The organism is Colwellia sp. M166, from assembly GCF_024585285.1.
Taxonomy (GTDB): domain Bacteria; phylum Pseudomonadota; class Gammaproteobacteria; order Enterobacterales; family Alteromonadaceae; genus Cognaticolwellia.
In genome coordinates this window covers 3768909-3787795 of record NZ_CP040755.1, presented here as the reverse complement: position 1 = coordinate 3787795, position 18887 = coordinate 3768909, and the positions used below count along the sequence as shown (strand labels likewise).

20 protein-coding genes are annotated in these 18887 nt (G+C 39.8%); 12 read left to right on the top strand and 8 right to left on the bottom strand.

The window, feature by feature from the left end:
• Positions 1–10: 10 nt before the first annotated feature.
• The 8 genes from FGD67_RS17135 to kynA all read left to right on the top strand — a co-directional run bounded on the left by FGD67_RS17135 (position 11) and on the right by kynA (position 8365).
• Positions 11–1453, top strand: coding sequence for an aldehyde dehydrogenase (locus tag FGD67_RS17135; protein ID WP_257172282.1), 1443 nt, complete (start codon positions 11–13; stop codon positions 1451–1453).
• A 274-nt stretch (positions 1454–1727) separates the two neighbouring features.
• Complete coding sequence (locus FGD67_RS17130; protein ID WP_257172281.1) at positions 1728–2168, top strand: RidA family protein; 441 nt, start codon at positions 1728–1730, stop codon at positions 2166–2168.
• 3 nt (positions 2169–2171) lie between these two features.
• Positions 2172–2717: a 3-hydroxyanthranilate 3,4-dioxygenase gene (locus FGD67_RS17125; RefSeq protein WP_257172280.1), complete on the top strand. Its 546-nt coding sequence runs from the start codon at positions 2172–2174 to the stop codon at positions 2715–2717.
• 11 nt (positions 2718–2728) lie between these two features.
• A complete protein-coding gene (locus FGD67_RS17120; protein WP_257172279.1) occupies positions 2729–3739 on the top strand; it encodes an amidohydrolase family protein in 1011 nt (336 codons plus the stop codon).
• Positions 3740–3776: 37 nt separating this feature from the next.
• Complete coding sequence (locus FGD67_RS17115; protein ID WP_257172278.1) at positions 3777–4619, top strand: cyclase family protein; 843 nt, start codon at positions 3777–3779, stop codon at positions 4617–4619.
• Positions 4620–4684: 65 nt separating this feature from the next.
• Positions 4685–6016: a kynureninase gene (gene kynU / locus FGD67_RS17110; protein WP_257172277.1), complete on the top strand. Its 1332-nt coding sequence runs from the start codon at positions 4685–4687 to the stop codon at positions 6014–6016.
• A complete protein-coding gene (locus FGD67_RS17105) occupies positions 6016–7425 on the top strand; it encodes an NAD(P)/FAD-dependent oxidoreductase (RefSeq protein ID WP_257172276.1) in 1410 nt (469 codons plus the stop codon). Before kynU ends, FGD67_RS17105 begins: the two co-directional genes overlap by 1 nt.
• Positions 7418–8365, top strand: coding sequence for a tryptophan 2,3-dioxygenase (kynA, locus tag FGD67_RS17100; protein WP_257172275.1), 948 nt, complete (start codon positions 7418–7420; stop codon positions 8363–8365). The genes FGD67_RS17105 and kynA overlap by 8 nt, the downstream gene beginning before the upstream one ends.
• Before the next feature lie 98 nt (positions 8366–8463).
• Here the strand turns inward: kynA and FGD67_RS17095 are convergent, their stop codons facing one another.
• The 3 genes from FGD67_RS17095 to FGD67_RS17085 all read right to left on the bottom strand — a co-directional run bounded on the left by FGD67_RS17095 (position 8464) and on the right by FGD67_RS17085 (position 10684).
• Positions 8464–8847, bottom strand: coding sequence for an MGMT family protein (locus FGD67_RS17095; protein ID WP_257172274.1), 384 nt, complete (start codon positions 8845–8847; stop codon positions 8464–8466).
• Between the two features lie 193 nt (positions 8848–9040).
• Positions 9041–10135, bottom strand: a complete 1095-nt coding sequence (locus tag FGD67_RS17090; protein ID WP_257172273.1) for a hypothetical protein — start codon at positions 10133–10135, stop codon at positions 9041–9043.
• A 144-nt stretch (positions 10136–10279) separates the two neighbouring features.
• Entirely contained in the window at positions 10280–10684 is a 405-nt protein-coding gene (locus FGD67_RS17085) for a hypothetical protein (protein WP_257172271.1), read from the bottom strand.
• 164 nt (positions 10685–10848) lie between these two features.
• On the opposite strand from FGD67_RS17085, the gene FGD67_RS17080 reads away from it, so the two are divergent.
• The 4 genes from FGD67_RS17080 (at position 10849) to FGD67_RS17065 (ending at position 13685) form a co-directional block, all read left to right on the top strand.
• Positions 10849–11811 carry a tRNA-dihydrouridine synthase gene (locus tag FGD67_RS17080; RefSeq protein ID WP_257172270.1) on the top strand — a complete coding sequence of 321 codons (963 nt, stop codon included), beginning with the start codon at positions 10849–10851 and terminating at the stop codon, positions 11809–11811.
• Positions 11812–11998: 187 nt separating this feature from the next.
• Entirely contained in the window at positions 11999–12979 is a 981-nt protein-coding gene (locus tag FGD67_RS17075) for a methylenetetrahydrofolate reductase (RefSeq protein ID WP_257172269.1), read from the top strand.
• A gap of 108 nt (positions 12980–13087) precedes the next feature.
• Positions 13088–13330, top strand: a complete 243-nt coding sequence (locus FGD67_RS17070) for a hypothetical protein (RefSeq protein ID WP_257172268.1) — start codon at positions 13088–13090, stop codon at positions 13328–13330.
• A gap of 163 nt (positions 13331–13493) precedes the next feature.
• A complete protein-coding gene (locus FGD67_RS17065; protein ID WP_257172267.1) occupies positions 13494–13685 on the top strand; it encodes a hypothetical protein in 192 nt (63 codons plus the stop codon).
• A gap of 57 nt (positions 13686–13742) precedes the next feature.
• Here the strand turns inward: FGD67_RS17065 and FGD67_RS17060 are convergent, their stop codons facing one another.
• The 5 genes from FGD67_RS17060 to dnaX all read right to left on the bottom strand — a co-directional run bounded on the left by FGD67_RS17060 (position 13743) and on the right by dnaX (position 18879).
• Complete coding sequence (locus tag FGD67_RS17060; protein WP_257172266.1) at positions 13743–14126, bottom strand: acyl-CoA thioesterase; 384 nt, start codon at positions 14124–14126, stop codon at positions 13743–13745.
• Positions 14127–14204: 78 nt separating this feature from the next.
• The gene (locus FGD67_RS17055) at positions 14205–15275 is read right to left on the bottom strand and encodes a ketoacyl-ACP synthase III (RefSeq protein ID WP_257172265.1); all 1071 of its coding nucleotides are present in this window, start codon (positions 15273–15275) and stop codon (positions 14205–14207) included.
• Between the two features lie 144 nt (positions 15276–15419).
• Positions 15420–16028, bottom strand: coding sequence for a DsbA family protein (locus tag FGD67_RS17050; protein WP_257172264.1), 609 nt, complete (start codon positions 16026–16028; stop codon positions 15420–15422).
• 142 nt (positions 16029–16170) lie between these two features.
• Complete coding sequence (locus FGD67_RS17045) at positions 16171–16500, bottom strand: YbaB/EbfC family nucleoid-associated protein (RefSeq protein WP_179143630.1); 330 nt, start codon at positions 16498–16500, stop codon at positions 16171–16173.
• A 63-nt stretch (positions 16501–16563) separates the two neighbouring features.
• Positions 16564–18879 carry a DNA polymerase III subunit gamma/tau gene (gene dnaX / locus FGD67_RS17040; protein WP_257172263.1) on the bottom strand — a complete coding sequence of 772 codons (2316 nt, stop codon included), beginning with the start codon at positions 18877–18879 and terminating at the stop codon, positions 16564–16566.
• Positions 18880–18887: the final 8 nt, after the last annotated feature.

Below are 18887 nucleotides of genomic sequence, written 5' to 3'. Positions count from 1 at the left end.
GGAATAATCGATGGATATCATTGCAAACTTTATTGATGGTCAATATCAAGCGCCGTGTCAGCAACAATATATTGATAATATCGAGCCAGCGACAGGCCAGGTGTATGGTCAAATACCTGACAGCGGAGATGACGATGTTGAGCTAGCGGTTGCTGCTGCAAGAAAAGCCCTACCTGCATGGCAATTGATGCCATTGGAGCAAAGAGCTGACTATTTAATCGCTATTGCGCAAGAAATTGAGCGACGTATCGATGAGTTAGCAACGGCGGAAACAATTGATAACGGAAAGCCAATATCATTAGCCCGCGAAGTTGATATTCCGCGCGCAGCCAGCAACTTTAAATTTTTTGCTCACGCCTGTTCACAATTTGCCAGTGAATCTCATGCGATGGCGGGCAATGCCATTAACTATACCCTTAGACAACCCGTTGGCATCGTTGGCTGTATTTCACCGTGGAATTTACCGCTGTATCTTTTTACTTGGAAAATAGCGCCCGCGTTAGCTGCCGGTAATTGTGTTATTGCTAAACCTTCAGAAGTCACGCCTAAAACGGCGGCATTACTCGGTGAAATATGCCAAAAAGTCGGCTTACCTAACGGAGTATTAAATATTTTGCATGGCACTGGCGCAATGGTCGGTCAAGCCATTTGCCAACATGAGGAAGTAAAAGCTATTTCTTTTACTGGAGGCACCAGTACAGGCGCCGCTATTGCACAACTTTTAGCACCAAAATTTAAAAAATTATCCTTAGAGCTGGGTGGAAAAAATCCCGCGTTGATTTTTGCGGATTGTGATTTTGACAGCACACTTGAACAGGTATTTCGCGCCAGTTTTGCCAATCAAGGGCAAATTTGTTTATGTGCTTCGCGCCTTTATATTGAGCGCCCGATTTATGAAAAGTTTAAACAGGCATTAATCGCTAAAGCACAGGCTTTACAAGTAAGTGACCCTTTATTAGAAACTAGCAAAATGGGCGCATTAGTATCAAAGGCACACTTACAAAAAGTACTGAGCTACATAGCAGCTGCGAAAAGCGAAGGCGGTGTGGTTTTAACCGGTGGCGAACAAATACAACTTAGCGGACGTTGCCAACAAGGCTACTTTTTGCAAGCAACCCTTATTGAAAATTTAGCTAATAGTGCCCGTTGTAATCAAGAAGAAATATTTGGCCCAGTGATCACACTACAGCCCTTTGATAACGACCAAGAAGCCTTAACATTAGCCAACGACAGTCAATACGGCCTAGCGGCAACGGTATGGACAAATCATTTAGCCCGCGCTCATCAACTAGCTGAAAACTTAAACACCGGTATTGTTTGGATAAACTGCTGGTTACTCAGAGATTTACGCACGCCCTTTGGCGGTATGAATCACTCTGGTCTTGGCCGTGAAGGTGGCGTAGAAGCCATGCGATTTTTTACTGAAAGTAAAAATGTCTGTGTTAAATACTAGCGTGAACTTAAGCTGAGAGCTTTATGAATCAAACCTGGACAAAGTTTAAATCATCAGGAGCAATATTTGCCAGCGCGTTAGGCTGCAAATGGAGCTTAACCTGATCCTTCCCCGCTAGGTTTTCAATTTGCTTGCTCTGTGCGCTAGCCAGTTTTTATTCACTAATAAACTGTTCTGCTCAATAACAGTGACTAAACTTACTTGCTATCAGCCGCTGTATAACGGTAGCAATTAACCAAAAAATAAGTAACAAAAACAAAAAATGGATAACATTATGTCAGAAGTATTTAATGCCGATCAGGCACCAAAATCGGTTGGTTTATACCCGCACGCAAGGCGGGTAGGAAATTTATTATTCTTATCCGGCGTCGGGCCTCGACAAGCGGGGAGTTCGGATATTCCAGGTGTAGTACTTGATGAAAATAATGATGTACTCAGTTACGACATTGAAGCCCAATGTCATAGTGTTTTCCAAAATGTCAGCACCATATTAGCCTCAGCAGGTGCTGATTGGATGGATCTGGTTGATGTCACGGTTTTTTTAACCAATATGAAAGATGACTTTGTCATTTATAATCGAATTTATGCTGAGTACTTTGCTGAAAACATGCCTTGTCGTACCACAGTTGAAGTCAATAAATTACCGACCCCCATTGCGATTGAATTAAAGTGCATCGCAGCGTTTCCTGCTAGCTCAGGTAAAGAAGGAGCATAAATCATGGCCAAATTTTCTATGCCTTTTAACTTACAAAAATGGATTGATGAACACCGCGAGCAACTTAAACCGCCAGTGTGCAACAAGCAAATATTTCAGCAAGATGATTATATCGTCATGGTGGTGGGCGGACCAAATAATCGCAGCGACTATCATTACAACGAAACCCCTGAGCTATTTTATCAACTTGAAGGTGAAATGGTGCTCTGTGTTGTTAACGAAGATATCAATAATGAAGCAGCAAGTAGCCAAACACCAAGCTTTAGCGATATCCCGATTAAAACCGGAGAGATATTCCTCTTACCGCCGAAAGTACTGCACTCTCCGCAACGCTTTGAAAATAGCGTTGGTCTCGTTGTCGAACAAAAACGGGCACAAGGCCAACAAGACGCACTGTTTTGGTTTTGTCAGCAATGTAACGCTCAGTTATACACTGAAAAATTCTGCTTAGAAAATATCGAAACGGATTTACCGAAAGTGTTCAGTAATTTTTATGACAATAACGCAAACTGCCAATGTAAAAGTTGCGGTTATCTCGCTGAAAAATAATTGGGGGCATAATGCTGAAAATAGATATTCATACCCATATTCTGCCAAAAACTTGGCCAAACTTACGTGAAAAATATGGTTATGGTGGCTTTGTCAGTTTAGATCATCATAAGTGCGGTTGTGCTCGCATGATGGTTGACGAAAAGTTTTTTCGCGAAATAGAGCACAATTGCTGGGATCCAAAGGTTCGATTACAAGACTGTCAGCAATATAATGTCGATGTGCAAGTGTTATCTACCGTGCCTGTCATGTTTAATTACTGGGCAAAACCCAAAGATACCTTAGACTTATCAAAATATTTAAATGATCACATTGCCGGCATCGTTAACGATCACCCCAAGCGCTTTATTGGCTTAGGTACATTACCAATGCAAGCACCTGATTTAGCCATAAAAGAACTAGAGCGTTGTGTAAATGATATTGGTTTAGCTGGTGTGCAAATAGGGTCGCACATTAATGATTGGAACTTAGATCACGAGCAACTCTTTCCTATTTTTGAGGCCGCCCAAGATCTTGGCGCCGCAGTGTTTGTTCATCCTTGGGACATGATGGCAAAAGAAAAAATGCCAAAATACTGGTTACCTTGGTTAGTGGGCATGCCCGCGGAGTCTAGCTTAGCTATTTGTTCAATGATCTTTGGCGGTGTACTACAACGCCTACCTAAGTTAAAAGTGGCCTTCGCCCATGGTGGCGGTTCGTTTCCAGCAACAATTGGCCGAATCGAACATGGTTTTAATGTTCGCCCCGACTTATGTGCGGTTGATTGCCCAATAAACCCACGCGATTTTCTCAAGCAAATTTATCTCGACTCATTAGTACATGACCCATTAGCACTGAAATACTTAGTCGATTTAATGGGAGCAAACAATATTGCTCTTGGCACAGATTACCCCTTCCCTTTAGGTGAGCTTAGCCCTGGTAAATTGATTGAAGATAGCCACTTTAACGATGATATTAAAGCCAAACTATTACATGGCAGTGCGCTTAATTGGCTTGGTTTAAGCAAGGAGCAGTTTTTATGATCATCGACGCTCCGCAATTAAATATCAGGAATGGAAAATGAAAATATCCATCACGCTTGGTGAACAACAGTATAATGTCAATACTGACTTTGGCCATTCGTTAGCCATCGCACTAGACTTTGACCGTAGTGAAAATCAGCCAAATCACTTTGGCGCTGCCCCTGCATTAGCAAAACCTATGCAAGCAAGCGGTTTTATTGGCGACACCACTCAAGGCGGCAGTTGCAATGTGTTTGAATTAAGCTTCAACCCACATTGCAATGGCACTCATACCGAAACTATCGGCCACATTTGCGATCAAGACAATGCCTTAGCGTTAAGTATTTCAGCACTAGAATTACCACCACTAATGCCCTGTGCGTTAATTTCACTTACCCCGATAAAGGCAAGCGACACCACTGACCAATATAGCCCAAGTTTTAGCGTGCACGACAAGGTGATCAGTCGCCAGCAACTTGAGCAAAGTTTAGCTACTTATCCTGATATTCAATTGCAAAGCGTAGTGGTAAGAACCTTACCTAATAGCGCTGATAAATGTCAGGCAAATTATAACCAGGCTAATCAACCGGCATTTTTCACTCGTGACGCTGTGCTTTATCTTAACGAACGCGGCGTTGAGCACTTAGTACTCGACCTACCGTCGTTAGACAGACTTAATGACGATGGCCTGCTGACTTGCCACCATATTTTTTGGCAAGTGAAGGAAGGGGTTCATCAACCTAGTTCCAATAGTTTGATCAATAAAACCATCACTGAAATGGCTTATATCAACAACAGTTTACACGATGGTTTTTATTTTATGAGCCTACAAATACCGGCTTTCGTAAATGACGCAGCGCCTAGTCGGCCGATGTTATATCAGGCCGAACGATTAAGTTAGCAACACAGTTTGAAGCACTGAACGGGCTAAAAAATCGATGCAATAATAATTAAAATGAGTACAAGATGAGCAACGACATTAATTCAACACCACATACTGACATGAGCACTGAAATAAGCGCTGAGACAAATATATTTTCTTTAGCTTACGCGCAGAATTTAGATCAAAACGATCCACTTGCCGCCATGCGTGAGCATTTCTCCATCCCTAAACAAGCGGATGGCTCCAATGAATACTATTTCACTGGCAACTCGTTGGGCTTGCAGCCTAAGCTCGCTCGCGCCGCGGTGATTGAGCTACTTGATGCTTGGCAAACACGAGGCGTAAAAGGTCATTTTGAAGGCGAATTCCCTTGGCTGCCTTATCATGAATTTTTAACTGAACAAGCGGCTGAAATCGTTGGTGCATTGCCACAAGAAGTTGTGATGATGAATTCACTCACCGCCAACTTACATTTTATGATGGCGAGTTTTTATCAACCGACAGCAAAGCGCTCGAAAATATTAATTGAGCATCATGCCTTTCCCTCAGATCATTATGCGGTTGAGTCGCAACTAAAACATCATGGTAAAAGTGTCGACGACAATTTACTGTTATGGACACCAAGAGCACATGAAGAGTTACTAAACTATCAAGACCTTTGGCAATTGATTGAGCAACATGGTGATGAAATTGCCTTAATATTATTACCTGGCGTACAGTATTATACCGGCCAAGTTCTGGATATGGCTGGTATTACAGAAGTTGCGCATGCCAAAGGTATAAAGGTTGGTTTTGATCTTGCTCATGCCGCTGGCAATATAGAATTATCCCTGCACCAATGGCAAGTCGACTTTGCTTGTTGGTGTAGCTATAAATACCTTAACAGCGGTGCCGGCTCTGTCGCCGGCTGTTTTGTTCACCAAAGGCATGTTGAAAATACCGAACTTAATCGCTTCGCCGGTTGGTGGGGTCATGACAAATCTAGCCGCTTTAAAATGGAAAATACTTTTAAGCCCATCCCTACCGCAGAAGGTTGGCAATTATCCAATCCGCCAGTACTTTCACTTGCTGCTGTACGCGGATCTTTTGATACCATTAGCCTTGCCGGAGGCATGCCGGCACTGCGTAAAAAATCTTTGTTATTAACAGATTATATGATGAGATTAATCAAAGCTGAGTTGGGCGAAAAAATTCGTATTATCACCCCACAAGCGCCAGCAGAACGTGGCTGCCAATTATCATTAATGCTGAATGTCGACGGACTTGACGGCAAAGCTATGTTTAATGCCTTAGAAGAAAATGGCGTAACTACCGATTGGCGCGAGCCTAATGTTATTCGAGTCGCCCCCGTACCTTTATACAATAACTTTCAAGATGTTTATCATTTTGTCAGAATATTAAAGGAGTGCCTGTAATGTCGCCTAGAGAAAAAATAACCATTGCCGGGGCGGGACCCGTTGGTACCTTACTAGCGATTATTTTAGCCAGACATGGCTATCGCGTTAACTTATTTGAATCGCGGCCCGATTCACGGGTAAAGAGCATTTATCAAGGTAAATCCATTAACATTGCCCTTTCAGATAGAGGTTGGTTGGCGTTAGCATCAGTCGGTCTCAAGCAACAAGTAAAACAGCAAGCCATTGCCATGCATAAACGTGTTATGCACGCTATTGACGGTAACATTACCGAACAAGCATATGGCACACCAGAGCAAGCGATTTGGTCGGTTTCTCGTGCCGGTATTAACGAACAATTGCTTGATTTAGCTGAGCAAGAACCATTAATTAGCATAAAGTTTGATCAGCGCTTAGTCGACGTTAACTTTGACAATGCCTGCGCCAGTTTTTTACACGAACATAATATTGAAAAAGTATCTGCAGATATATTATTTGGCGCCGACGGCGCTTATTCAAAAGTACGGCGTTTAGCACAAGAAACACCACGTTTTAGCTACAGCCAGTCTTATATGCCGCAAAGCTATATTGAGCTACATATTCCAGCCAATGATGACGGTTCATTTAAGATGGCGAAAGATGCCTTACACATCTGGCCACGAAAAAAGTTTATGTTGATCGCCTTACCAAACCCTGACGGTTCGTTCACTTGTACATTATTTCTCGACTTTCAAGGTGAGGTGTCATTTTCATCATTAACTCAGCGTGATGACGTTGAACAGTTTTTCCAAGCTAACTTTGCCGATGCTATGGCTTTATTGGAGAACCCAATTGATGAGTTTATGGCAAAAACGGCTAATCCACTGTTTCTGGTTAACATTGATCCTTGGGTGATCAACGAAAAAGTTGCACTTATTGGTGATGCCGCTCATGCCATGGTACCGTTTTATGGCCAAGGCATGAACTGCGGCTTTGAAGATTGCCGTGAGCTAGGGCAATTAATTACTAAGCATAACTACGACTGGTCAAGAATATTTCTCGGCTATCAAGCGCAAAGAAAAATAAATGCCGATGCTATCACTGAACTAGCCAAACGTAACTTTGTTGAGATGAGCGAACGCTCAGGTCAAGCCAGTTTTTTACTACAAAAGCAGATTGAAGCAAACTTTCATCAGCGCCACCCAGAACTTTGGACGCCTCTGTATTCAATGGTAACCTTTTCGCCAAGCTTGCCCTATTCACAAGCCTTAGCCATTGGTGATATTCAACAAGAAATTATGCAACAAATTATGCAAATCCCCAATATTGAAAGCTGTTGGCAAGAAGACTTCGTTTATGCAAAATTACAAGAATTAGCACAAGCATCTGCTAGCGATAATAACAATGATTTATCGGCTGATAGAAAAACTGGAGAGCAAAAACATGACTAAATCCAGCGACAGTAAAGCTAAGTCGGCAAAGCTTGATTCGAAAAATACCACGGACAATCAGCGCAATGCAACTGGCTGCCCTTTTCACCAACAAACACCTAATATTGATAATAACTCTCGAGAGCTAGAACAAGACATTCATCAGGATTTCAATAATGAAATGTCTTATGGGGATTACTTGCAATTGGGACAGGTATTATCTGCGCAGAAGCCGTTAAGCGGTGAACATGATGAAATGCTCTTTATTATTATTCATCAAACCAGTGAATTATGGCTAAAGCTTGCCGGACACGAATTGCAAAGTGCCATTGCTTATATAAAGGCTGAAGATTTTGGCCCGGCATTTAAAGTCATTGCCCGGGTAAAACAAATATTTATGCAATTGACACAATCTTGGAATATTTTATCTACCCTTACCCCCAGTGATTACCTAAAATTTCGTGATGACTTAGGTCACTCATCAGGTTTTCAGTCATGCGGCTATCGAAAACTGGAATTTCTGCTCGGCAATAAAAACGCGGACATGCTTAAAATTCATCAAGCGAACAGCACAGCCTATCAAGAATTAGATACGCTGCTGAAACAAAATAGCCTATATGATGAAGTGATTATTGCCTTAGCAAAAGCTGGGTTTGACATTGACAGTACCGTCAGAGAACGTGATGTTACTCAGGCCTATCAGCGCAATGACAGCGTATTAGCTGCTTGGCTTAATGTCTATCAGCAACCAGGAATCTATTTTGAACTCTATGAGCTAGCGGAAAAATTAGTCGACATAGAAGATGCTTTTCAGCAATGGCGCTTCAAACATATGTATACAGTACAACGTATCATAGGCTATAAAAAAGGTACCGGTGGCTCGTCTGGTGTTGGTTTTTTGAAAAAGGCCTTAGATGTGAGCTTTTTTCCTGAGCTTTTTGAAGTGCGCACGCATTTATAAATCAAATTTGTAAGCCAGTAATTGTTAAACCGTCATGTAAAATTGTCATGACGGGGGACGCTCTACTGTTTTAGTGCGAACATGCGTTTTTTGAAAAGTTAACCTTCTAAAACAAATAATAATTCAGCCAAATCGGGCTGCCATTGAAAGTCTTTTAATTTAATTTTGCCGCCAATAACCACAACTTGCTCATCTTGCAGCAAGTCTCGTTGGCGCTGAAAGTTTTCTGTACCTGGCGAAAAAGAAATTTTCCCTTGAGAATTGACCACTCGATACCATGGCACAGCCTGACCACGCCAGCCATTTTTAGGTACAGAGCCTAACGCTTTACCCACTAATCGCGCACGACCAGGCAAACCGGCTAAATCAGCAATTTGACCATAATAGGCAATTTTTCCAAGCGGAATAGCCTGCACCGCCTGCCATATTTTTATATGCTTATCATTAAACTTTATTGGTGAAATTAATTGAGTGACCATCATTCATTAAAGAGTAAATTAATTATTAACTCTGCCTCGTATAGTAAATTTTGTTCTCCATCTTCCCCAAAAAATAAAGATAGACGGTATGCTTCAGAGGTTATTTTGACTTCATCACTTAAGATAAAAGCATCTGTTGAAAAGTACTCGCTAAGTTCACAAGCGCTATCTCTTGACAACAGTCCCTAAGCATTCATTAGATTAAAAGAGCTTTATCTCTCTTTAATTTTGCTAATAGTGCATTAATACTGGGAAATTGGCTTGTGAACTGCGCTTTATCATAAAATTCGTCTTTAATACTTGGCGGTGATTTAGCATTATTATCGCGAATAACCTGTTCGATGTTGTTGATACTTTGCTTAACTTTGACTGGGTAATTGGCAAAACTCTCATCTGCTTCAAGCACGTTTAATACTGTTTTTTCCCAACCTGTGTACCAACTAGCATGAATATCCTGACGGCTTGAGTTCTCTGCTAACGATATATTTTCCATTACCTGCTGATAGAGGGCATATTCATCTTTTGCCTTGATAAAAGAGCGCTGTGTAGCGTCTTTAGCCATGCTTGGGCGTACCAGAGATAACAACTCTAGACTTTCATCAGCCAGTGATTTAGCCAACGATAACAAAACTTTCGCACTGCGATGGCGAGCAAGATCAGGGAAGTAATCACGGACTTGCTGCAACTCAGTTAATTGTCTTGCAATTGCCTTTTCCCACAACAGCACTTCTGGCATTTCATTTTGCAAACCACTGTCTTGAATATACTCAAAAGCGCGATGTAATTCAGTTGTGCTTTGATTGAGTTTACTCACCAAGTTATTCGCTTGAATTAAATCCCAATCAATAACCGCTGATTGATAAAAACGTTCAAATAATGAAGTTAACCTTAATTGCCGGTATTGATATGAACGAGCAATACTTTCTTGGGCTTTTAATAAAATTAACAACTGACTGCCAGATTCAATCAATACTTTTTTACTATCTAAACTAGGAAAACTTCGATAAGAATCATGACTAGCAAGATAAGCGGCGTAATAATTATGAGTAGCAAGTGCGCGCTGTGAGGATATTAATTTCGCCTGCGAATTTTCAGCGTTCACTAATTGCTGTTGATAAGTTTCTGGCTCTAACTGTGCCAATTTTTTCAATGCTAAAGTTAATGATGAAAGCTTCTGAGATTTTTGAGCCTCTTCATAAGCACTTACTGCTTGGCTGTAATCTGTAGGTGAACACGACACAACATAAAAAAGTAACAGAATTAAAACAATTACGCTGTAATTAAAATTCACTTTTAAAAACCCTTTTATTTGGTCATTACTTAATATTAAAGCAATGACCATGTAAACACGAGAACTATAGAATTAAAAAACCACTTCAAGTGAAGTGGTTTCTAATAGCAATCAAATGAGAACGCTTAGCTACTGAGGGTAACTTTATTCACCACATTTGCCTTTGGCTTCACCTTTCATTTTACTTTCGCCACATTTACCTTTGGCTTCACCTTTCATTTTACTTTCACCACATTTACCTTTGGCTTCACCTTTCATTTTACTTTCGCCGCACTTACCTTCACCACATTTACCTTTGGCTTTATCTTTCATTTTACTTTCGCCGCACTTGCCTTCACCACACTTGCCTTTGGCTTTGTCTTTCATTTTACTTTCACCGCATTTACCTTCACCACATTTGCCTTTCTCGTGATCATCAGCGGAAACAATCGTCATGACATTTTGCACAGCAAATGGATTAGTTTCGGCTTTTACAGGCATAGTTGCCGCAACAGTTAATGCAAACAAGCCTAATAAAGCTGCTATTGAAGATTTTTTGATTAATTTCATTACTTTTTCCTTTTAATTTTTCAATTTGACACTACATCATATAAGTATAGCTATTTACAAAGACCATATTGGCTGTAAATAAATTTCAAGCGCTATAAATTTTTCTAAATTAATTTAAAGAAATTATTCATTTCTCCAACATAATTGAGCCTAGCTTTATCTTCATGAAACCACAAGTTAAAAAAATCATTCTGGCGCCGATGGAAGGTGTTGCAGACCAATTAATGCGCCAATTACTGACATCATTAAATAGCTATGACTTTTGCATCACTGAATTTGTTCGGGTGGTTGACTCATTAGTACCTAAACATGTGTTTAGAAAAACTTGTCCTGAAATCGCCAATCATTGCTACACCGAGAATGGCACGCCATTAAGAATGCAGTTACTCGGCCAAGAGCCCGATTGGATGGCAGAAAATGCGATCAGAGCAATTGAGTTAGGCTCACATGGCATTGATGTGAATTTTGGCTGTCCTGCCAAAGCCGTTAATAAAAGTAAAGGTGGCGCTGTTTTATTGAATGAGCCAGAAAAAATTTATCAGATATTAACCAGGGTCAGAGCGGCCATAGGGGAAAGCACAATATTATCAGCAAAAATTAGACTCGGCTTTAATGATGCATCAAAACTTAATGAAATTGTCAGTGCCGTTGAATCTGCCAATGCTGGTCAACTAACCATTCATGCACGTACCAAACTCGATGGCTATCGCCCTCCTGCTTATTGGCACTTTATCGCTGAATTAACGCAAAAACATAAGATTGAAATATTTGCTAATGGTGAAATATGGAGTAAAAATGATGCAATAAACTGCCTAAATCAAAGCAAAACAACTAACTTAATGCTCGGTCGAGGTGCATTAGCACTCCCTAATTTAGCCAATGTAATTAAATTTGATGAAACGCCAATGCCTTGGTCTGATCTCAGCTTATTATTAAAGCGTTATAGTGAATTAGAATTGCATGGTAATAAAAGTTTCTACTTCTCAAGCCGTTTAAAACAATGGCTACGCTACTTAAAATTACAATACATTCAAGCTGAACAATTATTTAATGCCATTAAGCTATTAAAAAATAAAGCAGATATTCTGCAGCAAATTGACCTCATCACGTCCGTACAGTCAAGTTAAGAACATTTATTCTCAAGATTCGAGTTTCAGCTGGATCCTGCATCTTGAAGTGGCATGGGTATACTTATGAGTAATAAGCATAATGTCGTAGAAATAATTATTAAACTAACGCAGCTTTTTAATATTTAACAAGGTAATATAATTCGTCTAAAAGATAATTAATCTGATGAAATAAGAAGTAATAATAGTGAAAAAAGGTTCAGAGTTAAGGGCTCGTTATAACGACATCAATCGTGGTGTATACTTTATTGGTACAACCCCACCGAAAAATGATACGCCAATTGAGCAAGTATCGGCTATTGCCGATAAATTACTTGAACGAGTCAGTGATGTCGACTTTGATGGTTTAATTGTTTATGACATACAAGATGAAGATTCTCGTACCTCACAACCGCGTCCGTTTCCTTTTAAAACCACACACGATCCTCGGCTTTACTCGTCACTTTTAAATAAAAAGTCCGCAAGACCTGTGATCACCTATAAAAGTGTTGTGCAGTCAAATGCTGATGATTTTGAACAATGGGCTAATGATGCATGGCATGACTATGGTGTTCGCGATATTGTGCTTGTTGGTAGCCCATCTAAGCAAAATAATATTAGCTTACCTTTAACTGACGCCTATAAAACCTTAGTAGCCAATGAAAATGACTTTTTTGTTGGTGGTATCACGATTGCTGAACGCCATGCAAACAAAGGCAATGAGCATGCTAAGTTAATTGAAAAGCACCAGCAAGGTTGCAACTTTTTTATCTCACAAGCTATCTACAATGCCCAGGCTACAATCGATATGTTGACCCGCTATGCTATTGAGTGTCAACAACAAGGGCTAAAACCACAACGTATTATTCTAACCTTCTCACCCTGTGGCAGCAAAAAAACTTTAGAATTTATTGAATGGCTTGGTGTTAGTGTACCTGAAGCGACAAGTTTACGCATTTTAAATGCCGAACGACCGTTATATGAATCGATTAGAATTTGCAGTAATACCTTAGTACAAATACTTGATGCCGTATTGCCATACAAGTTACCCCTAGGGCTTAATATTGAAAGCTTAACCAACCGAAAAGAAGAAATTGACGGTTCAATACTCCTTTATAAATTATTGCGCTCAACTATGGATAATTATTTAGCTAAACAAGAACTAACCGCTCTTGCCTCTGATAAATAAGCATTATTTATTTTTATTTTTATACGCTATGCTTATTTATAATGATAACTAAATTCAATATTTAATATTTAATCAATATAGTAAAGAAAATAAAAATGAGGATAAGGTATGTCTGGTACAGCAATGGTGGTAGCAATAGTATTTATTTCAGTAGGTTTCGGGGTGATATTCGACATGTATAAAAAGCATTTAGAATTTAAAGAAAAAACCTTAAACCATAACAGTCAAAGTACTGAGCAAGTTATTGCCATGAAAAAACAAGTACAAACACTGGAAGAGCGCATGCAAGTGTTAGAAAAAATTGTTACTGATGAAGGATACGATGTTCGAAAAGAAATAAATAAATTATGATACCGCTATAAGCTTTCAAAAGGCACAGTCGTAAGCTATCAGTAAAAAAATTCGAACTCCGAACTCATATTATATTTTTTTATTTTACTAGCAGCTGATAGCTTCAAACTTATCGTTATCTTTTCACTTAAAACTAACACCTGTATTTGATATGAAATTAATCATGAGATCAGCGTTTGACAACTTACGACTTAATCCATTACATGGCTTTGAAATTGATGTAAATGGTGACAAGCAAGTGGTTAAAATATTTCGAAACGAACAGTTAATTGCAAAAAAAATCACTCTCAAAAAATCAATACGTTACTTTGCCGTTAAAGGCTATCTGCGATACTTAACGGCAGAAGAAATCTAGCTTTAAACCATAGGTAAACATCAATCCAAACAAAAACCTCAAACTAATCTCGAGTGTTTAAAAGCTATCTGACAGTGACTCTAGAGTTTTTCCATGTGGAATGGGTAGCTTAGTCTCAGGATCAACTTGTACAAAAACAATATCATCAGCCAAACAGATGGTTTTTTTTGTCACCTTATTACGCATCATACAAGTAATGGTAATTGAGGTTTTTCCTACCGCTTTAGTGGTTAAACCAAATTCAACGACATCGCCCTGTTGCGCTGGCGACTCAAAGTTTATAGCGCCAATATGTTTAGTTACCAAACAATTGGTTTCAAGTTGACAAATAGCATATATCGCAGCTTCTTCATCGATCCACGCTAGTGCTCTGCCACCAAATAATGAGTTGGCATAATTTAAATCATTAGGCAAAATTAGCCGGCGAGATAGAAAGCGCATAAGTAACCTTATTTATAAGTATAAAAGATACTCAGCCAAGCTGATCTAGCATTGGCTGATAATATGAAGATAATATTTTTAAACTGATTTAGCGGCAATAATATCGTTAACCAGTTCGAGGCCGGTTTTATTGCATTTAGGTAGCTCAACATCAGACGTTGCCAAAGCGTGGGTTCTTTCACCCCATTTAACAACATGGGCGCTCCAGGTTAAACCACCGCCAAAAGCCGGTAATAGTACATAAGATTGCTTAGCAATAAAGCCTTCTTCTATTGCTTCAACAAAAGCAACCAAGGTAGTGGCCGCTGACATATTGCCGTATTTATGAATATTGACAAACACTTTGTTTTTGTCCATTTTCAAACGTTTTATCAAGGTATCTATAATACGTAAATTCGCTTGGTGGGGAACAACACTTGCCATTTGATCTGCACTAAGTTGTGCTTGTGCAAGTGCTTTTTCACACGCTTGTGCCATACCTGAAACAGCTTTTTTGAAAATTTCCTGTCCTAAAAACGCCCAGTTACTTTGGCCAAGCATACGACCTTTGTTCGCATACTTCATACCCCAACCTTGCACTGAAAGAATATCACGAGATTCACCGTAGCAACCTAAAGCTTGCGTGATAACACCAGTTTCTTCTTCACTTTCTTCCAAGTACAGCGCTGCAGAGCCATCACCAAAGAGCACCGCAACATCGCGATTATCCCAGTCCATAATCGGTGAAATAGTTTCAGCACCAATAACTAATGCCGACTTAACCACGCCACTTTTTATCATAGCTGTTGCAACACTAAGGCTATACATACCACCAGTACATGCAGTACTAACATCCATACAAGCGGCATTATCAGCCCCTAGTAGTCGTTGTACGTTAGACGCAGCATTGGGACAAAGTTCGTCAAAAGTCGTACTACCAAAGACAATCAAGTCGACATCTTTCGCGGTTTTTCCGGCTGCTGCTAATGCTCGTTCACAAGCTACATAAGCCAATTCACTGACAGAGACATGAGAAATTCTGCGTTCTTTCATGCCGGTTCTGGAAGTAATCCACTCATCATCTGTTGCTAAAAACGTTGCTAAATCATCATTACTAAGAATAGCGGGCGGTAAACATTTCCCCCACCCGGTGATTGCTGCATATGTCATATTAAACCTTACTCTGCTATTACTTTTACTTCCAACCAGTAAAAATAGTTTGTTCTTTATGACAATATCATACTACAAAAAAACACCATCTTATCGGCAATTTATCTGATTTATCGTTAATATTAGGCATTTATCTTGTCAAAATTAAATTTTTGCCATAATTATATCAAAGCTTTTGCGCCAATCTTTATAATCAACAGGTATAGATGTGAAAACTTGCTCTTTGACCAAAACTAATGCCGGAAAACCATTGATAGGCATAGATCTCATTTTACTGATCTCAGCCTTTAGCGCATCATCTACTGACTGGCTATTCATTTTCTGGAGAAAGTCATTATCATCCAAGCCAATGTCATTCGCCAGTAATTGCAAAGTATCAATATTCGAAGGATTTCTTGCTTGCAAATAATAAGCATGTTGAATAGCGGCAAGCATTTCTTGCTCTTTGCCGAACTCTCTTGCCACCAATGCGGCTCGACAAGCAGGAAAAGTTGAACGTCTTGGCTGACAATACAGCCAAAAATCAAAATTAAATTCAGTACCAAGTTGCTGAGCTATTTTGCGCCAGGTTTGCTGTAAAAATGCCTGCATTGCTTTTGGCATGATCACATCGGAATCTTCGGCTAAGCCACCAAGGCCATAGATAATATCGACGTCCGAGCCGAGTTCCTTTTGTAAACGTTGCCAAGTCGGCGTATAACCCCAGCACCAACTGCACATAGGATCGTAAATATAATATAGTTGAGCTCCCAAAAAATTATCCTTATCAAATTTGATTAATTAAGCAATCTACGTTTTATCAGGAAAGTGCCGATATAAAAAACAAAAAACCCAGCGTAGCTGAGTTTTATTAAAGTATAACGTCGAACGCTATGCTTTTATCCCTTGGATAGAGCTAAAACGGCATTTTCATCCCTGGAGGCATTTGCATTCCGCCAGTTAAAGCCCCCATTTTTTCTTTATTTTGCTCTTCAACACGACGTACCGCATCATTCATTGCTGCTGCGACTAGGTCTTCAAGCATATCTTTATCATCAGCCATTAAGCTATCATCGATAGCAACACGTCGAACGTTATGATTACCAGTCATAGTGACCTTAACCATACCAGCACCAGACTCACCAGTAACTTCCATATTGGCTAGCTCTTCTTGCGCTTTAGCCATTTTTGCTTGCATTTGTTGGGCTTGTTTCATTAAGTTGCCCATGCCACCTTTCATCATAATTTTCACTCCAAAAGTAATATGCCGCCAAAGATAGTGCTTAACGGCTAAAAATTCAAGTAGCGATTAACGCGCTACGATAGTTTCTTGATCAAGCTCAGCCTGAAATTGTTGTTGCAATGCCATAACTATTTCATCTTCTGCTAACACTCGTTTTGCATATTCATAGCGCTTAGCATTAATATTAGCTTGAATCTGATAAGGATCAGCGACAGTTCTTTCAACAATATTCAATTCAACGGTAATTTTTCGTTGTAAATATTCAGAAATCTTTGTCTCTAATTGCTTATGTGCTGCATCACTATTTAAATGCTTAATTGATTGATCTAGCTGTAGGATCAATAAATCAGCGGTCGAGTTTTCATCAATGGTTGCATGAATAGCCAGTTGTCGAAGACGAGCAGCTAAGGACATACTATCAATCATATGCGCCCATTTATCGACTTGGTTCGCCAGTTTTATTGTCGCTGGGTCAATAAAATCTTCGCTATAAGGTTGTTCTGGTACCGTTGTAAGCTCAGATTTTTTAGCCACTTCAGGTTCAGTCGTCGCACTTTTATCACTGCTATCATCAACTAAGCCAACGCGTGGACGCTCAATAGCGTCACTAAACTTTTTTCCACCTTTCTCCAAAGCTTTTTTTCGGCTTCTGAGCATGTTTCGGGTCGCAATTGCAGCAGCGACTGGCGATAGTTTTTTTGTATCCTGGTGTTCAGTATCCAAAACATCAGCGACATTACTCTCAATAGGCAACGGAGTATTCTTTTCAGTACCCTGAACATTTTGGCTGGGGCTATTAATACTCACTTGATAATTATGCTCAACGCTAGGTTCTGGACTTAGCTTTTGCTCTTCAGAACTTACTTGAGAACCGGTTTGTGGGCTTTCGTTATACTGTTCAGTTTTAGATGAAGAAAGCTGTTCATGAGGCATTGGATCTATAAGTGCGTCCGCTTGACGTTCAATCGCTAACATCTCGTCCGCTAATAATGAATTGCTATCAAGATTATTGGCAAAACCACTATCAAGCCCATTATCATCTTGATTAGCTTGCGTTTGTACACTAAGGCCACTATCCGAGCCACTATTACTACTGATATTTTCGCTGCTATCATCAGATGATGGCAAAGCTTGAGTTAAATCAGGTACTGCGGTTGAAGTCGGTGATACTTTATCAGACCCCATACTTTTATTCTTATTTGGAGCTGCGTGTGCCAATTCTGTCATTGATAAATGATCAAGACCTTTCTCAACATCCAATATTTCTTTAGTCGACTGAGCTAAATTATTACTATTGACCAAAGGCTTAAAGGCTAACAATCTTAACAGCATCATATCAAATGCAGCTTGTTCATCATCAGCATACGGTAAATCTTTTCTAGCAGTTAAAACAATTTGATAATAAAGCTGTACGTCTTCAGGCGACATAAGTTGGCAGAATTGTGTCAACATTTGTTGATGTTCGACCGGTAAGCTAAAGTTAGTTTCAACGACTTGTGCCATAGCCACTTGATGAAGTAATTGGATCAACTCTGCAGATAACCGACTATAACTAGGTGCATATGATGCTATAGCAAGTGATAGTTGCATTAATACCGCGGCATCTTGCTTTAATAAGGCAATTAAAATTTTGAAGACCCAATCTCGATCCACACCGCCCAGCATTTGCTGAACATTGTCCCGCGATATATTGCCATTACCTTGGGCAATGCTTTGATCTGTTAAGCTTAAGCAGTCGCGCATACTGCCACGTGCGGCCTTAGCTAAAAGCGTAATAGCTTCATCCTCAAATGAAACGCTTTCTTTTCCAAGAATTTCAGTAACTTTATCACTGATTTGCTTCACTGTTAGTGCTTTTAAATGAAACTGTAAACAGCGAGATAAAACCGTAACCGGAAGCTTTTGTGGATCCGTCGTGGCGAGAATAAATTTAACGTGTTCCGGCGGTTCTTCAAGTGTCTTCAATAGGGCATTGAAACTACTACGCGATAACATATGAACTTCATCGATCAAGTAGACCTTATATCGGCCACGTGTCGGAGCATATTGTACATTGTCTAATATTTCGCGAGTATCATCTACTTTAGTGCGAGAAGCCGCATCAATTTCAAGTAAATCAACAAATTTACCTGAGTCTATATCAACACATGCCTCACATACTCCACATGGATGAGCAGTTATGCCTTGTTCGCAATTCAGGCTTTTAGCAAAAATCCTGGCGATGGTTGTCTTACCAACCCCACGAGTACCGGTAAATAAATAAGCATGGTGCAACCTCTGCTGCGTTAATGCATTAACCAATACGGTAACAACATGTTCTTGGCCAACTAATTCACTAAAGGACTTTGGTCGCCATTTTCTTGCTAAAACCTGATAACTCATTCTTTAGC

Bases quoted from the DNA above. Each gene is read 5' to 3' on its own strand.
- FGD67_RS17085 (WP_257172271.1), bottom strand. From the start codon at position 10,684: ATGAAATTAATCAAAAAATCTTCAATAGCAGCTTTATTAGGCTTGTTT.
- FGD67_RS17055 (WP_257172265.1), bottom strand. From the start codon at position 15,275: ATGACATATGCAGCAATCACCGGGTGGGGGAAATGTTTACCGCCCGCT.
- FGD67_RS17135 (WP_257172282.1), top strand. From the start codon at position 11: ATGGATATCATTGCAAACTTTATTGATGGTCAATATCAAGCGCCGTGT.
- FGD67_RS17065 (WP_257172267.1), top strand. From the start codon at position 13,494: ATGAGATCAGCGTTTGACAACTTACGACTTAATCCATTACATGGCTTT.
- FGD67_RS17115 (WP_257172278.1), top strand. From the start codon at position 3,777: ATGAAAATATCCATCACGCTTGGTGAACAACAGTATAATGTCAATACT.
- kynA (WP_257172275.1), top strand. From the start codon at position 7,418: ATGACTAAATCCAGCGACAGTAAAGCTAAGTCGGCAAAGCTTGATTCG.
- FGD67_RS17070 (WP_257172268.1), top strand. From the start codon at position 13,088: ATGTCTGGTACAGCAATGGTGGTAGCAATAGTATTTATTTCAGTAGGT.
- dnaX (WP_257172263.1), bottom strand. From the start codon at position 18,879: ATGAGTTATCAGGTTTTAGCAAGAAAATGGCGACCAAAGTCCTTTAGT.
- FGD67_RS17095 (WP_257172274.1), bottom strand. From the start codon at position 8,847: ATGATGGTCACTCAATTAATTTCACCAATAAAGTTTAATGATAAGCAT.
- kynU (WP_257172277.1), top strand. From the start codon at position 4,685: ATGAGCAACGACATTAATTCAACACCACATACTGACATGAGCACTGAA.
- FGD67_RS17125 (WP_257172280.1), top strand. From the start codon at position 2,172: ATGGCCAAATTTTCTATGCCTTTTAACTTACAAAAATGGATTGATGAA.
- FGD67_RS17060 (WP_257172266.1), bottom strand. From the start codon at position 14,126: ATGCGCTTTCTATCTCGCCGGCTAATTTTGCCTAATGATTTAAATTAT.
- FGD67_RS17120 (WP_257172279.1), top strand. From the start codon at position 2,729: ATGCTGAAAATAGATATTCATACCCATATTCTGCCAAAAACTTGGCCA.
- FGD67_RS17130 (WP_257172281.1), top strand. From the start codon at position 1,728: ATGTCAGAAGTATTTAATGCCGATCAGGCACCAAAATCGGTTGGTTTA.
- FGD67_RS17105 (WP_257172276.1), top strand. From the start codon at position 6,016: ATGTCGCCTAGAGAAAAAATAACCATTGCCGGGGCGGGACCCGTTGGT.
- FGD67_RS17080 (WP_257172270.1), top strand. From the start codon at position 10,849: ATGAAACCACAAGTTAAAAAAATCATTCTGGCGCCGATGGAAGGTGTT.